This window comes from Mesorhizobium sp. M5C.F.Ca.IN.020.29.1.1, assembly GCF_003997375.1.
Classification (GTDB): Bacteria; Pseudomonadota; Alphaproteobacteria; order Rhizobiales; family Rhizobiaceae; genus Mesorhizobium; species Mesorhizobium wenxiniae.
In genome coordinates, this window is sequence record NZ_RZSW01000110.1 from 1 (window position 1) to 14009 (window position 14009).

Consider the following 14009-nt stretch of genomic DNA (forward strand, 5'->3'; position numbering starts at 1 on the left):
CAGATCGACCGCGCCAACCTTCGTGGAAGGTCCGTATAGCACGATGGTGGCGGGCCGACCCCAAATTCTCTCGGCAGCGTTCCGCCAATTCTGCACCTGGCTAGAGCTGCTGTCCGAATAGGGTTGGACGATAGAGATAACGTTATCCCAGGACGCCGTTGAGTCGAAGACTGCAATGTACGCGCGAGCAAGCAGGGTAGAAAATCCCACCAGGGAGTTCGTCGCGAGGAAACCGTCTTTGCCTGCAGGTGGCGGAAACAACATCAGGTCAACAAAAGGATGACGGCAGCAAATCTCGGTGATCGGGCTGCCGGGTCGGCCACACATCACTGCGATTTGGCGATGTTCTCTTTCAATCAGGGAAATTGCGGCGGCGTTGATATCGACATTGCTTCCGCCAGCGCTCAACAACCACTGGCTGACAGAGGTGTCCAGCTTTGCATTCGCCGCTTCGAGTGGAGTTTGAACGAGGCCGGGCTTGCCAGCAAATAATTGGTGCAACGCCGCGAGCGCGTGCGCGGCCGTGAGTGAGCCTCCGGATCCAATGGCAGACAACGGCGACGAGCCGGCAGTCTTGACGGCGTTTTTCAGATTTTCGATATCGGTAGCGAGAGCCCACCGAAGAGTCTCTTGCAACCGTGCTATTTCCAAAGCGTATGGTTTCGCCATAGATGTCTCCCCATCAGTTCAAAAGCGAACATAACGGGAACATTTTCCCATTTCTACCGCAAACCACATTCCCGTATAACGCGAAAGACAGCGCTTGAGGATTCGTCCCAAAGGGTTGCGGGCTTAAAGGCTGACGTTATCAACAGTTGCGTCTACTTTCTTGTGCAGCCCAGGTCTTCCTTACCTAGGTTGCAATTAGACTTAACTGGACCCGCGCTAGTGCAATGCTGACGCGAGAGCTCGGATTACCCTGACGCCTGCTCACTTGTCCGGTCATTTCGCGCAAACCCTAATTCGCCGATAATTTGGGGGGCTGCCTGCTACGCCATGTTGAACGTTTTGGCGCCACGCCAGACCCCGCGCAGTCGAGGCCGGCCGCGATCGATCAGTTCCGGCAAGCTTGACGATATCCACCGACCAGCCACGTGCGCTTAACATCTATCGGGGACCGCCAGACGCTCCTGCTTTTTCAAACCAAGCTCGGCCGCCGCGGATGATTCCAACGCCCAGATTGTGATTCCTGCAGACATCGACCCGCCGTGACAGGCCCAGAAGGCAGAAGCCGATTTCTTCCATAATCGCATCTCGATGCTGGTGCCTGTGGTTAGGTCATCGCCGACCCGTCGTACCGACGGCAGCTTTTGGCAAGACAAGCGACTGATTGGACGGCCGACATGCGGCGCAAAGCGGCCGGTCATGCTGCACTGCAGGCACACGCGATTTTCGCGCCCCCCTACGCCCCCCAACGTTGGCTCCGTATTCACCTCCAGCGCCTCTTCCGCCTCGTTCTCCTCGCCAAGCACCTCGCCGTGCACGCCCAGCGGTCGGGCCGATCCAGATCGGATCGACCAGATGGTCGCGCTTGGGATTGGTTGTGTTGGGGTGGATAAGGATGCTCAGGCCACCATCCCGCTCACCTCAATCACAGCTCTCCGCAGCCTTCAGCGCTTCTCCACGGGACGGTTTGTCCGCGATCCGTCGAACGGAAGCGTAGAACCTCGGATAGTCGCCGGAACACAGGTCGAACAAGCGAAGAAATGCCGGAACCTGTTCGCCGTAGACAGACGTCGCGGCGAGCTTTGCGTTGTTGATAGGCTGATCGAACCAGGCGCCATATCCCCGGTATCCTGCCCAGCGCCTGTCTCGCATGTGCCGGTAGCGCATCCGCAGTCTCTCGATCGTGGCTGCCTTGGCAGCCGCCATCTGCTGCGGGGTACGGGGACTTCCATAGACCTGCCCAACTCGTCGCGCGTTTTCGCCACCAGCCTGAGAAAATCGGCGCTGCGCTTGCGGCCGGCTTCGTAGCGACGCAACCCGGCCTGGTCGCCGGCGGCGCGGAGCCATTTCCTTGTGCCGGTGGTTTCGACGGCAACCGCGAAAGCCTCGTTGAATGCGGAATCGCCACTCACATAGAGGCGCTGATGCGCCAGTTCATGGAAGACAAGGCTTCCGAGATAGGTGTCGTCCTGAGCGAGCATGGTGCTGAGCAGCGGGTCACTGGACAGCCCAGCGTGGAATAGGCGGTGATGCCTGTGACATAGACGTCGAGCCCCTGCCTCTGAAGCTCGACAGCGCTTTGCGTCGCGGATTTCCGGGAGAAGTAACCCCGGTACGGTACGCAGCCGAAGACCGGAAAGCACCATGTGCGTGGCGCAAGCGAGAATTGCCGCGCGGCAAAAACGGCCTAGATCACCGCGTCCCGGTGGATGTCGACATAGCTGCGGTAGCTGCTGTTGTCGGGCAGGGACAGTTCATCTGTCGCAAACCGTCTTATGGCGCTCGCCGACGTCAGCTTGCTGCGCAACGCCTTGGGCGTCGAAGGGTCACGAATCAGTTTTCCAACATTTTTGCGCGCCGCCATGATCTGCACATGCCCCTCCAGCGACTGAGCGTAATAGGAGATGCTCGTGCAGCCGCTCACCCCGAACGCCATGGTCGCCGCGGGTTCGAAGAACGCACTTCACCGTTTGCCCACCGCCTGCTCATCCCCCATGGAGTTCTTGCTCTCACAGGCGCACCGATTTTCGTCAAGCAGGCAGTTATCTTTGGTTAGTTGGGAATCGCATTTGACAGCGCAGCCCCCTCTCCGTCCGCTACGCGGCCACCTCTCCCCCATTTCATGGGGGCGAGGAAACGCTAACCGTCGGGGTCGCGACCTTGGAAAGCTTGGTCGCCCCCACAGAGTGGGGGAGAGGTGGCCGCGTAGCGGACGGAGAGGGGGAGCGCCACATGCGATTGCCCCCTACGCCCTCAGCGTCGGCTCCGTATTCACTTCCAGCGCCTCTTCCGCCTCATCGTCCTCGCCGAGGACTTCGCCGTGCACCGCCAGAGGCCGGCCAATCCAGATCGGATCGACCAGATGGTCGCGTTTGGGATTGGTCGTGTTCGGATGGATGAGGATGCTCAGGCCGCCGTGGTTCAGCATCAGCCACGGAACCAGCGAAGCGAAAATCTCGGTGGCGAAGGAGACCTGGTACATGGCCTGCTCATGCGGGCCGACCGGCTCGTCGCGCCAGTTGCCCAGGCGCACGCGGAAACGTTCGCCGATGCGCAGGCGCAGCCATTCGGCATGCTGCCGCTCGGCCGGCCCGTCATAGTAGACATGGGCGTGATAGCTGGCGATCTCCGCGATTTGCCTTGGGGTGGACGAACTGGGACTGGCTTTTTCGTTCACTTTACTGCTCCCCTTCGATGCCCCGATGTTCCATTGAGTGATTGTCGCGCCTAGCTCTCTTTGCCGCAATTGCGGACGGAAAACCGTTTCACACTTTTCCTGGAATTGCGACGGTGAGGCGCTCAAGCGCATCGACGATCAGGTCATAGAATTTCGCATGGTCGAGCTTCATCGCCACAGTGTGGCGGAAGTCGGTCTGCTCGCTCGCCGTGCCGCCGAAATGATGCATGCCACCCATCTTCTCGAAATTGCACACCGTCATGCCCTTGGTCCACCGGCCGGCAATCTCGACGCGGATATCGGCCTTCTCGGTGGTGAAGACGCTCGGGTCGATCATGGCTGCGACGCAGCATGCGTCATGGACGGCGGGATACGCAATCTGCAGGAGGCCGCCATGCGTGGTTGCTATGAACTCCCGGATATCGAGGATGAATGTGGCGATCCGGCCGCCGACGGCGCGCACCCTATCCTGCAATTCCGGGGTGGCCTGCGCCTGGTGCGTGAGGTCGAGCCCCACCATGGTGACGTCCCAATCGGCACGGAACACTACGTCGGCCGCCTCCGGGTCGGCATAGACGTTGAATTCCGCCGCCGGCGTGATGTTGCCCCTGGTATAGCTTCCCCCCATCGCGACGATTTTCTTCACCCTCTCTATGATGCGCGGTTCCTTGCGGGCGGCGAGTGCGATGTTGGTGTAGGGGCCGACGGGTACCAGCGTGACGGTCTTCGGCTCATGCGCCATGACCGTGTCGATGATGAAGTCGACGGCATGCCGCCTGTCGAGCTCGAACGAGGCGGGCGGCAGCACGGGGCCGTCGAGCCCGGTATCGCCATGAATCTCGACGGCCAGCACCTGGTCGATGATGAGCGGGCCGGGCGAGCCCTTCGCGACCGGCACCTTGATGCCGTAAGCCGTGCATACGGCCAGCGCATTGCGCGTGGTGTTCTCGACATTGTGGTTGCCCGAAACCGTGGTGATGCCGAGAAGGTCGATGTTCGGGTTGCCGGCCGCCAGCAGGATGGCGATGGCATCGTCGTGCCCCGGATCGCAGTCCAGAATGATCTTTTCCATGGATAGCGCCTTTCTGTCCGGCCGGGTCTGTGGCGATTACAGAATGGGCGGCTGTTCAAGGTTGTCAATCGGCGCGGAGCTGAGCGCCGCATCGCGAACGCCGGCGCGGCCCCCGGCTCCGTCTCGGCGAAGCCGACAACCGTCTCACCAACATTTGACCCTAATCACCAACGCGCCGCAGCGTGCCGAGATTGTTATCGTCGAGAAACTCTATGGTCACGGCCGACGCCTTGCCATCGGGGCCGATCTCAAAGCCTACGCCCGATGGCCTGTCCGGCGTCTCGGCGTCCGGGAAGGTCACGAACAGATCGCCGTCGAAATGCGTCAATGAATAGGACCGCGCGCCGGCCGGCCCGACCTTGAGCACAAGAGCATCCCCCGCACTCGACACAACCGCATCGCCGATGAAGTCGTTGACGTAACGGCCTGCATAGGCACTGGCCGGCCCGGCCGGCCTTGCCGGAGACGGTGGCGCGGCATAGGTGGCCTTGGCCGCCGCGATTGCCGGGCCGAACAGGCTCGCGTAGGTATCGTCCCATGCCTTGACCCAATCCTTCTCGACCGCTCCATCAAAGACGAGATCGGCGAAGCTGTCGGACAGCCCTTCCGGCACCCCTGTTGAAAAGGCGTTGGCAACGATCACGATGCCAAGCTTCTGTTCGGGAAAAAGCGTCACCAGCGTGCGGGCGCCGACGCTGAACGCGCCGGCATGGCCCCAGCTCAGACCGTGCCGGCCGAATTCGACATTCCAGCCGAGGCCGTAGAAGGACTCGCCGCCGGAGACGGGGTTCTTGCCTCGCGTCATCAAAGGCACATGCGTCTGAGCCAGCGCATCGGCGGCAATGAGCGGCTTGCCGTCATAGACGCCATTGCCGAGCACCAGGCGCACCCATTGCGAGAGATCGCGTGCCGTGGAGCTAACGCCGCCCGCCGGCGACTGCGCATCCGGATCGCGCTTTACCTTCGCGGCCCAGACGCCATCGACCTTGACGTGGAGCGCGGCGCGATTGGCGTGCTTGATGAAGTCCGCATGACGGGAGCTGGTCGACGCCATTCCAAGCGGACCGTAGAGCTTCTCCTCGGCGATCTCCTCCCAGGGCTTGCCCGTCGGCTTCGCGGCCGCGACGGCACCCTCGGTGAGTCCGAAATTGCTGTATGAGTAGCCGGCACGAAAGCTCGACGATGGCGACACGAACCGCAGACGGCGCAGTATCTCCGCGCGGTCATAGCCAATGTCCTCGAGCTCGTCTCCGGCGGTGCCGGGAAGTCCGCTGCGGTGCGAAAACAGGTCGCGAACCGTGAGTTCGCTGGTCGGATAGGGTTCGGACAGCCGGAAGGCCGGATCGAGATCGGCGATTTTCATATCCCAGGAAACAATCTCGTCGCTGACCAGTGCCGCCACTATCGTTGCTGAGACCGGCTTGGAGAGCGAGGCGATCTGGAACACCGTGTCGGCATCGACGGCCTCCGGTTTGCCGGCCTCGCGATGCCCGAAACCGTTGAGGAAGACCACCTTGTCGTCATGGACGACTCCGATGGCGAGACCAGGCACCCCGCCATCCGCGACGACGCCTTTAGCGAGTGCCTCGAGCTTCGACAGGGCTGCCGCGATCCGGTCAGGCGTAATGGTGTCGGCCGACGCCGCATGCGGCGAAAGCACCATGACGGCGATGAAGGCCCGCATCCCCCAACGGCGGAAATTCCGACCCAGGCCCACGCTCGAGCTCCCCCATCTCCTGCAAGCACTGGCCATACTACAGGCCGACGCAGGAAAGGCCAACCCTCGCCTGGGCGGCTAGAGCGAAGTCCGCAGTGCGACGCCAAGCGGCCATCCCTGGGAGCCAGCCGGTCAACGGTATCGAACCGACCACCGCTCAGCCGCGACGACCGTCATGAAGAACCCGATCGACAACAGCGATGAGAGCACGATGGCGGCGTAGAGCCGGTCGGACTGATAGTTGAAGGTCGCCTGGATGATCAGCGCGCCGAGACCTTTGTCGGAGCCGATCCATTCGCCGACGATCGCGCCGATCACCGCGGTCGCCGAGGCGATCCGCAACGAGGCGAAAAGCATTGGCAGCGCGCGCGGCAGGCGCAGACGCCAGAATATTTCCCAGCGCGTCGCCGACAGCACGCGGAACAGCTCGTGCTCGCTGGGGCTCGCCGATTCCAGCCCCCGGATCATGTTGATGAGCGTTGGAAAGAAACAGATCACTGCAGCGATCACGATCTTGGGCAGCATGCCGAGGCCAAAGATGAGGATGACGACCGGGGCCAGCGCAAGCACCGGGATCGTATTGAAGAACAGCACGACCGGAAAATAGGCTGCCTGAAGCGTACGGCTGTGCACGAAGACGATCGCCAGCAGCACTGCGGCGAGATTGCCGAGGACGAAGCCGGAGAGCGCCTCGATGGCCGTCGGCCAGAGGTTCGACAGGAGAAGTGAGCCGTTCCTGGCAAACACGCCCGCTATCGCGGTCGGCGTCGGAACGATATATGCCGGCACGCCGGCGAGCGGCAGCAGGAATTGCCATGCGAGTATGAGCGAGCCGGCGCCGAGGATCGGCAGCACGGTCTGTGCGAACGGCGAAAGCGCGCCGCGGTTCACGAGGCCGCCCCAAGGGCGGAGCGCATCCTGGCCATCGCCGCGACGATTGCCGGATCCTCGCGCGAGCATCTGTTCTCCGGCCCCTTCAGCGGACGAAGGTCGTGGTCGACGACGATCCGTCCGGGATGGGCCGCAAGCACGATTACGCGCTGCCCGAGATAGACGGCTTCGGCAATGGAATGCGTGACGAACAGCACGGTCGTTCCGGTCCGCCGCCAAAGGTTCAGCAGTTCGTCGTTGAGGCGATCGCGGGTGATCTCGTCAAGAGCGCCAAAAGGTTCGTCCATCAGAAGCAGACGTGGCTCGCCAAGCAGCGCCCGGGCGATCGCCAGCCTTTGGCGCTGTCCGCCGGAAAGCTCATGCGGCAGGCGCTCACCGAGCGCCGACAGGCCGACGAGTTCGAGCAGCTCGTCGGCCCGGTCGTCTATCATGCGCGACAGGCTGCGGCGGCCCACCTGGATCGGCAGCCGCACATTCTCGCGCGCCGTGCGCCACGGCAAAAGGGTCGAGTCCTGGAAGACAAAGCCCACGCCGCGGCCGGAGCGCACCGCCGACGGCGTTTCGCCCATCACGCGTATCGTGCCCCCGAGTGGCGCCAGCAGATCGGCGACAACCCGCAGAAACGTCGACTTTCCGCACCCCGAAGGCCCGAGGATGGACAGGAACGTCCCGGCCTCGACTGTCAGTTCGAGACCGGAGATCACCGTCACGGGCGAGTGCCGGCCGGGATAGCCGACGTCGAGCCCGGAAGTTTCGATGGCCGGCGCGGCCATCAAGAGGCAGGCGCGCCGAGCTTCGGCCGTTCAGCCGCACTGAGTTCGAGAATCTCAGTCGTATAGACGTCCTCGGCCTTCGGCCTGCCGTTCGGATACTGGCCAATCTGGTCAAGCAGCGCGATCTGGCTCTCGATCGAGGCAGGATCGAAGGTGCCCCATCCATCCTTTTTCGTGTTGTCGTCGAACGACAGTTTCAGCACCAGGGGGATCGTCTTCTTTTCCCAGCCTGCGTCGATCTCGGGATAGGCAGCGACGAGCTTGTCGACCGCCTGTTCGGGATTGGCGTGGACCCAGCCCCACCCCTTGGCAACCGCGCCGATGAATTTCGCCAGGATCTCGGAATTGGATTCGATCGCGCTGTCGGTTGCGAAATACACGTCGGCATAGGACGCCAGGCCCAGCTCCGACAACAGAAGATCGATGCGATCATCGCCGACGACGCTGAGCGCCTGCGTGTTGGTGATCCAGCCGCCGATCGCATCCACGTCGCCACGAACCAGCGGCGCCTTGTCGAAGCCGACATTGACGATGGTGACTTCGGAAGGGTCGATCTTGTTCTTCGCGAGCATCGCGTCGATGGCGAAACGCGCGGTCGGCTGCGTGCCGATCCGCATGCCCTTCAGGTCCGCCACCGACCGGATCGGCTTCGCCGGTTTCGACGTCAGCGCATAAGGCCCGGTGCGATAGCCGCAGGCGATGATCTTTATCGGAACGCCGCTCGCCCGCGCGGCATAGAGTTGAGGCGATTCGGAAAATTGGCCGAGCTGAGCGGCACCGGACACCACCGGCGGCACGGTGGCGGCGTTCGGTCCGCCGGGGCTGAACTCGACTTCGAGCCCGGCCTCTTTGAAGTAGCCATTGGCGACGGCTGCGACATCGCCGATCTGGCCATTCGACATCAGCCAGTCATACTGGACGACGAGCTTGGCGGCTGCCGAGGCGCTGGCGCCAAACAGCTGAAGTCCCGGCCCGAAAGCCGCCAGGCCGGCGGCGCCGGCCTTCAGGATCGATCTGCGATTCCACTGCGATGTGTTCCCACTCATCTTCTTGCTCCTTTGTTGGACTTGTTTGCATGCCGCGCGGCCCTTCTTGCGAGGCCGTCGCGATCGGATCACACTTGCGTGTCGTGATAGTCGCCCGGTCCCGCGCCGGTCCAGGCGTAGAGCTCCCACAGTGTCCCATCCGGGTCGTGGAAGTAGGCGCAGCGCGCGTTCCAGACATAGTCGCCGGGCGGCCCGACGAACGGCACTCCCTTGTCCGACAGTTCGGCATAGAGCCGGTCGACCTCGCCGGCGCTTTCCAGTTCCATGGCGACACATGCCTTGTGCGCCTGCTTCGGTGAGCGGACATTCGAGACGCCGCAGTGGCGATTGATGTGATCCAGTTCCCATGCGGCGAGCGTCACGCGCCCGGAATGAAAATCGACAAAGCCCTCGGCCCGGCGTCTGATCCGATAGCCGAGCTTCTGCGTGTAGAAGTCGATGGTGCGATCGATATCCTCCACAAGCAGGCAGATATCGGTGATTGCCTTGGTCTGCCCGAGCGACATGGTCATTTGCCTCGATTGATCTTCGCGGTGAGTTCGACGCCTACCCGCGATGCCGCGCCATCGATGTGCCGGCGCATCGCCTCGCCGGCAGCCTGCGGATCATGCGCGGCGAGCGCGTCGTAGATTCGCACGTGCTCGGCGACGTTGACCTCGACCAGGTCGTGGAGCGGATTGGTGAGGCGGGCATAGTGGATCGACTGGCGGATCTGCTCGCAGACGAAGGAAATGAAGGTGTAGATGTAGCCGTTGCCGGTGGCCCGGGCGATCGCCCGATGGAAAAGCAGATCGGCCTCGATGCTGCCATCCTCCCAGCGCTCCTCGCCACCCATGCGGTCCAGCGCAGCCTTGATTGCGGCAAGATCATCGGATGCGCAGCGCGCTGCGGCCAGGGTGGCGGATTCGGTCTCCAGAATGCTGCGCAGCTCGAACAGCTGCTCCATGTTGCGCTGGTCTTTCAGTGCTTCACGGTCGATCCGGATAGCTGTCCGCTGTTCCGGCGCCATGACGAATGCGCCCACGCCCTGACGCGCCTCGATCATGCCATCGGCGCGAAGCTGCGCGATCGCTTCCCTGACAACATTGCGGCTGACGCCAAACTTGTCGGCGAGCTGGCTTTCGGTGGGAAGCCGGGCTCCCGGGATGATGTCGCCGCCCTCGATCTCGCGGCTCAGATGCGAAGCGACGCGATGCGGAAGCGCCTCCACGCTGCCTATGATGGATGAACGCTGCTTCATGCGGCTTTCCCCTACAAATCGCCCGGACCAGGCATGAGACATGTCGGATTGAACAGGCCTGCCGGATCGAAAGCTGCTTTGATCGCGGTATGAAGCTGCCGCTCGCGCTGCGACAGGCTGGCCCAGAACACGTGACTGCGGCTGCGACCGACGCCATGCTCGGCACTGAACGAGCCGCCGAGCGCGCCGACCAGTTCATAGAGTCGGGTCAAAACCGCCTGACCTACGATCCTCGCTTCGCCGGGGTCGCAATCGATGGGAGGCAGCACGTTGAAATGGATGTTCCCGTCGCCCGCGTGGCCATAGGCCAGGGATGTCCAGCCTGGCCACTCGCGCACGATGCACGCGCGTGCTTGCTCGATCAGCTTCGGCACCTGGCTGAGGCGAACCGAGAGGTCGGTGCGGACATGAAAGCCGCGCCGCGCCTGCCCCTCGACCAGCCCCTCACGGATGGCCCAGAATGCGGCGGCCTGGGAGCGGCTTTGCGCGACGACACCGTCCTTGATCAGGTCGGTCTCAAGGGCGCGCGCCAGCATCGTTTCAAGAAGTCCGCCGGCGTCTATCCCTGGCCCACAGGCGAGTTCGACGATCGCATGAACCGGACATTCTTGTGTCAACGGTGAGCGCAGCTTCGGATCGATGAGATGGGCCAGCGGCAGGCACTCCTCGCCGATGACCTCAAACGCGCTGAGAAGGTCGGAGCAGAAATGCCGCGCCATCCGGAACAGTTCGCATGCCTGGCGGAAGCTGCCCAGTCCGACATAGGCGGTCTCGACCTGCGTCGGCCGGGGCGAGAGCCTTACCTCGACGCCCGTGACGACCCCGAGCGTTCCTTCCGAACCGATCATCAATTGCTTCAGGCTGTAGCCGCGATTGTCCTTGCGCAGCCCGTTCATGCCGTTCGACAGTGTGCCGTCCGGCAGGACTGTCTCAAGCCCGAGCACCAGGTCACGCGTCATGCCGTAGCGCAGCACGTTGATACCGCCGGCGTTGGTCGCGACATTGCCGCCGATCGTGCACGATCCCTGCGCACCAAGCGCGAGAGGGAAGGTCATGTCGGATGCTTCAGCGGCGTCCTTGACGTCTTGCAGCACGGCACCGGCATCCGCTTGCAGCGTGAAGTCGAGCGGATCGACAGCCCGTATCCGGTTGAGACGCTCAAGCGACAGCACTGCGTAGTCCGAATTGTCCGGAATCCCGCCGCCGGCAAGTCCGGTATTGCCACCCTGCACGACGATGGCGACACCGCTCTGCGAGCACCATCTCACAAACGCCTGGACGTCTTCCACGGATCCTGGACGCACGATGAAGCGGGCACTTCCGCGCCTGTCGCGGCCCCAATCGGTGAGGTAGCGCTCTGCCAGCGGCGACTGTCCGTCTATCAGCGCCTCAGCCGCCAACTGCGCAGGCAGTTCAATTGCGCCAAAAGCTTTGCGTCGAAGGGATGGGTGATCCGTAGCCATGGGTCTGATCATACGGTCATCCTACAACTTGGCAAGTCCCATTCTCTCGGTGGGCGGTCATTACTTCGGTGGCGAAGTCCGCGGGCACACCCCGCAATCCACGCCCGCGCCTGAACTGTTCCCCCTCGAAAAATGCTACTTTATAGCCGGCCGGAGCCGATGCTCTAACCTGATCGCCTGGAACTGTTTTTTTCGGCCTGAACATGGTCCAGATCTTTCGCATCCTCAAAAGCCCGGTCGGTCAAGACCAGCGGGACATCTCTCCTTTGACCCTGGATAGTCGGAACCGAAGCTCGTTCCATTCGAAGCCGGCGCAGTGACGATCTGCTCAGGGGTGACCTGCCCCCCTCCAACAATGGATGCCGGTCTCCTTCGAATAAGGATTGTGTAGGAAGGTTTCTCGCTTGGCCAGGTCGGCCAGCGGCCGTTCGAAATGGGCTACAAACGATGGTGGCGCTGAAGGACGGCAAGGCTCCGCCGGCCGACCCGACCTACACCGGCCTTGACATTTGCAATCCGGAGACAGCGGATACCTGCATCGCCAAATAGCGCTATTAGGCGGGAGAAAACTCCCGCCCTTTTCCTAGGGGATATCAATGTCGGAATTGTTCTCGCTCAACGGCCGTGTCGCGTTGGTCACGGGTGCTTCGCGTGGTCTCGGCTTCGCAATGGCCAAGGCACTTGCGGAAAACGGCGCGACGGTGATCGTCAATGCCCGCGATCCGGCCGCCCTCGCCGCAGCGGCCGAAAGCATCGGGGCCGAAGCGCTGCCATTCGATGTCACCGACGCAGCGATCTCAAGGGCGTCGCTGGAAGGAATCGTCGAACGCCACGGCCGCCTCGATATTCTGGTCAACAACGCCGGCATCCAGCATCGAAGTCAGTTGGTCGAATGGCAGGACGAGGATTTCGACCATGTGATTGCCGTCAACCTCTCGGCCTGCTTCCGCATGATGCGCGACGCGGTGCGCCTGATGCTGCCAAACAAGTTCGGGCGCATAATAAACACCGGATCGGTTGCAGCGATACTTGGCCGTCCCACCATTCACGCCTATGTGGCGGCAAAGGCGGGGCTGCACGGGCTGACACGCTCCACGGCCGCTGAGCTGGGCCGTCACGGCATCACCGTCAACGCGATCGCGCCCGGCTATTTCGCTACCGAGCTCAATACCGCGCTTATGAGCGACGAGGCCTTCACCAGATGGGTCGAGACACGAACCCCGGCGGGCCGCTGGGCCCGGCCTGAGGAGCTCGGCGGAGCCGTGGTGTTTCTCGCCTCCGACGCTGCCGCCTACGTCAACGGACATGTACTGGCCGTTGACGGCGGGCTATCGGTTTCGCTCTGACCGGCGACGCGCCTTTCAGGAATAAATTTCAGCCGGGCAGCGCTGCGAAATCTGCGAAGACCGGCTGATTTAGCCAATTCCATAGACCAGGCTCACGCGCCCATCCGTGAGCTGCTGAACCTTCCGCAGTTCGAGCCCACGACGATTTTGCGTTGCTCCAAACAGCGCCTTCCCTTCGCCGACGAGCAGCGGATAGACGATCAGCCGCAGTTCATCCACCAGCCCGGCATCGATAAGGCTCGCGGTCATTCGCGCACCGCCCATGAGATAGATATCCTTGCCCGGCTGCTGCTTGAGGGCAGCGATGTCTTCGAGCCTCCGCATGAAGCGCGTCTTTGGCCAGGCCGCTGAGGTCATTGTGTTCGACAGCACATGATGCGGGGTCTGTTCGGCAAAGCGGGCCCATTCGAGCTCCGCCGGCGTCGGCAATTTGCCGGTCATTGGCAGCGGCTTGTCCGGCTCATTCTGGATCGCGCTCCAGTAGCGCTCGTAGCCGGCGTACATGACGCTCCCGAGCAGGCAGGCATCGATTTGCGGCGTCAGCCCATACTCCTCCGACCACGCGTCGACCCAATCGGCGTAACCCTCGGGTCCCTCCATCTTGCCGTCGACGGAAACCTTCATTCCGGTGATCAATTTGCGCATGACTTCCTCCATCGGGCTTGCGAAATGCAAGCACGTTTCATCGTCGGTTCGTTGCTGGTGTGCGAGCCTCCAAGGCCGATGCCGGTGGAGGTGGGCGGTGACTTCAGGGATGGCCGACGCGATCGTGTCAGGCCGGCAGGCGGCGGTCGTATTCTTCGCGCAGGCGGCTCCAGCCCTCCCAGAAAGAGGTCGGCGTCTTGCCCGCGAGGCGGGCAGCCAACATGTCGAGGTGCATGTGCCAGCCGGCGGTGACGTTGAGCTGGATTGCGCGTTCCGGCAGCCGGCGATGGACGACGGTGAGCAGCACATTGTTGCCCTTCGGCTCCAGCAAGAAGGAAACGCCGCCGGTGTTTCCCCAGGTGATGGCGAGATTGTAAGGCGGATTGAGCTCTGTGATCCGGCCCTCCATCCGATGCTCTTCGGGAAAGCCTGCAGGGCGCTGGCCGGGCGGGTCGGTCAGCTCGTCGTTACGC

Annotated in this window: 15 protein-coding genes and 4 pseudogenes; 2 read left to right on the plus strand and 17 right to left on the minus strand. The window is 62.7% G+C overall.

What is annotated here, in order from left to right; translation table 11 throughout:
• The 15 genes and pseudogenes from EOA85_RS11785 to EOA85_RS11840 form a co-directional block, all read right to left on the minus strand.
• Positions 1–669, minus strand: a pseudogene (locus tag EOA85_RS11785) (sucrose-6-phosphate hydrolase); the annotation flags it as partial.
• 431 nt (positions 670–1100) lie between these two features.
• Positions 1101–1484, minus strand: coding sequence for a hypothetical protein (locus EOA85_RS38870; protein ID WP_245485687.1), 384 nt, complete (start codon positions 1482–1484; stop codon positions 1101–1103).
• A 103-nt stretch (positions 1485–1587) separates the two neighbouring features.
• Complete coding sequence (locus EOA85_RS38880; RefSeq protein WP_245485688.1) at positions 1588–2013, minus strand: aminopeptidase; 426 nt, start codon at positions 2011–2013, stop codon at positions 1588–1590.
• A pseudogene (locus tag EOA85_RS38885) lies at positions 1953–2147 on the minus strand (aminopeptidase); the annotation flags it as partial. The pseudogene EOA85_RS38885 and the gene EOA85_RS38880, both read right to left, overlap by 61 nt.
• Positions 2075–2290 (minus strand): annotated as a pseudogene (locus tag EOA85_RS38890) (aminopeptidase); the annotation flags it as partial. The pseudogenes EOA85_RS38890 and EOA85_RS38885, both read right to left, overlap by 73 nt.
• Positions 2291–2353: 63 nt before the next feature.
• A complete protein-coding gene (locus EOA85_RS38895) occupies positions 2354–2602 on the minus strand; it encodes an aminopeptidase (RefSeq protein WP_245485690.1) in 249 nt (82 codons plus the stop codon).
• Between the two features lie 309 nt (positions 2603–2911).
• The gene (locus EOA85_RS11800; protein ID WP_245485692.1) at positions 2912–3343 is read right to left on the minus strand and encodes a DOPA 4,5-dioxygenase family protein; all 432 of its coding nucleotides are present in this window, start codon (positions 3341–3343) and stop codon (positions 2912–2914) included.
• An 88-nt stretch (positions 3344–3431) separates the two neighbouring features.
• Positions 3432–4415 carry a nucleoside hydrolase gene (locus EOA85_RS11805; RefSeq protein WP_127209533.1) on the minus strand — a complete coding sequence of 328 codons (984 nt, stop codon included), beginning with the start codon at positions 4413–4415 and terminating at the stop codon, positions 3432–3434.
• Positions 4416–4575: 160 nt separating this feature from the next.
• Positions 4576–6099 carry a serine hydrolase gene (locus EOA85_RS11810; RefSeq protein ID WP_164759611.1) on the minus strand — a complete coding sequence of 508 codons (1524 nt, stop codon included), beginning with the start codon at positions 6097–6099 and terminating at the stop codon, positions 4576–4578.
• A gap of 165 nt (positions 6100–6264) precedes the next feature.
• Positions 6265–7092, minus strand: a complete 828-nt coding sequence (locus EOA85_RS11815) for an ABC transporter permease (RefSeq protein ID WP_127209535.1) — start codon at positions 7090–7092, stop codon at positions 6265–6267.
• Entirely contained in the window at positions 7020–7799 is a 780-nt protein-coding gene (locus EOA85_RS11820) for an ABC transporter ATP-binding protein (protein ID WP_127209536.1), read from the minus strand. The genes EOA85_RS11815 and EOA85_RS11820 overlap by 73 nt, the downstream gene beginning before the upstream one ends.
• Positions 7796–8842 carry an ABC transporter substrate-binding protein gene (locus EOA85_RS11825; protein ID WP_127209537.1) on the minus strand — a complete coding sequence of 349 codons (1047 nt, stop codon included), beginning with the start codon at positions 8840–8842 and terminating at the stop codon, positions 7796–7798. Before EOA85_RS11825 ends, EOA85_RS11820 begins: the two co-directional genes overlap by 4 nt.
• A 68-nt stretch (positions 8843–8910) precedes the next feature.
• On the minus strand, positions 8911–9354 hold the full coding sequence (locus EOA85_RS11830) for a VOC family protein (RefSeq protein WP_065008597.1): 444 nt from the start codon (positions 9352–9354) through the stop codon (positions 8911–8913).
• Positions 9351–10082, minus strand: a complete 732-nt coding sequence (locus tag EOA85_RS11835) for a FadR/GntR family transcriptional regulator (RefSeq protein ID WP_127209538.1) — start codon at positions 10080–10082, stop codon at positions 9351–9353. Before EOA85_RS11835 ends, EOA85_RS11830 begins: the two co-directional genes overlap by 4 nt.
• 11 nt (positions 10083–10093) lie before the next feature.
• On the minus strand, positions 10094–11557 hold the full coding sequence (locus EOA85_RS11840; protein ID WP_245485694.1) for an FAD-binding oxidoreductase: 1464 nt from the start codon (positions 11555–11557) through the stop codon (positions 10094–10096).
• A gap of 400 nt (positions 11558–11957) precedes the next feature.
• Here EOA85_RS11840 and EOA85_RS11845 point away from each other — a divergent pair.
• Positions 11958–12094: pseudogene (locus EOA85_RS11845) on the plus strand (sugar ABC transporter substrate-binding protein); the annotation flags it as partial.
• A gap of 47 nt (positions 12095–12141) precedes the next feature.
• The gene (locus EOA85_RS11850; RefSeq protein ID WP_127209539.1) at positions 12142–12891 is read left to right on the plus strand and encodes a glucose 1-dehydrogenase; all 750 of its coding nucleotides are present in this window, start codon (positions 12142–12144) and stop codon (positions 12889–12891) included.
• A 69-nt stretch (positions 12892–12960) separates the two neighbouring features.
• Here the strand turns inward: EOA85_RS11850 and EOA85_RS11855 are convergent, their stop codons facing one another.
• Together EOA85_RS11855 and EOA85_RS11860 are read right to left on the minus strand one after the other, a co-directional pair.
• The gene (locus EOA85_RS11855) at positions 12961–13536 is read right to left on the minus strand and encodes a dihydrofolate reductase family protein (RefSeq protein ID WP_029351092.1); all 576 of its coding nucleotides are present in this window, start codon (positions 13534–13536) and stop codon (positions 12961–12963) included.
• 127 nt (positions 13537–13663) lie between these two features.
• Positions 13664–14009 (minus strand): SRPBCC domain-containing protein (locus EOA85_RS11860; protein ID WP_206523285.1); only part of this gene is annotated, 346 nt, incomplete at its 5' end.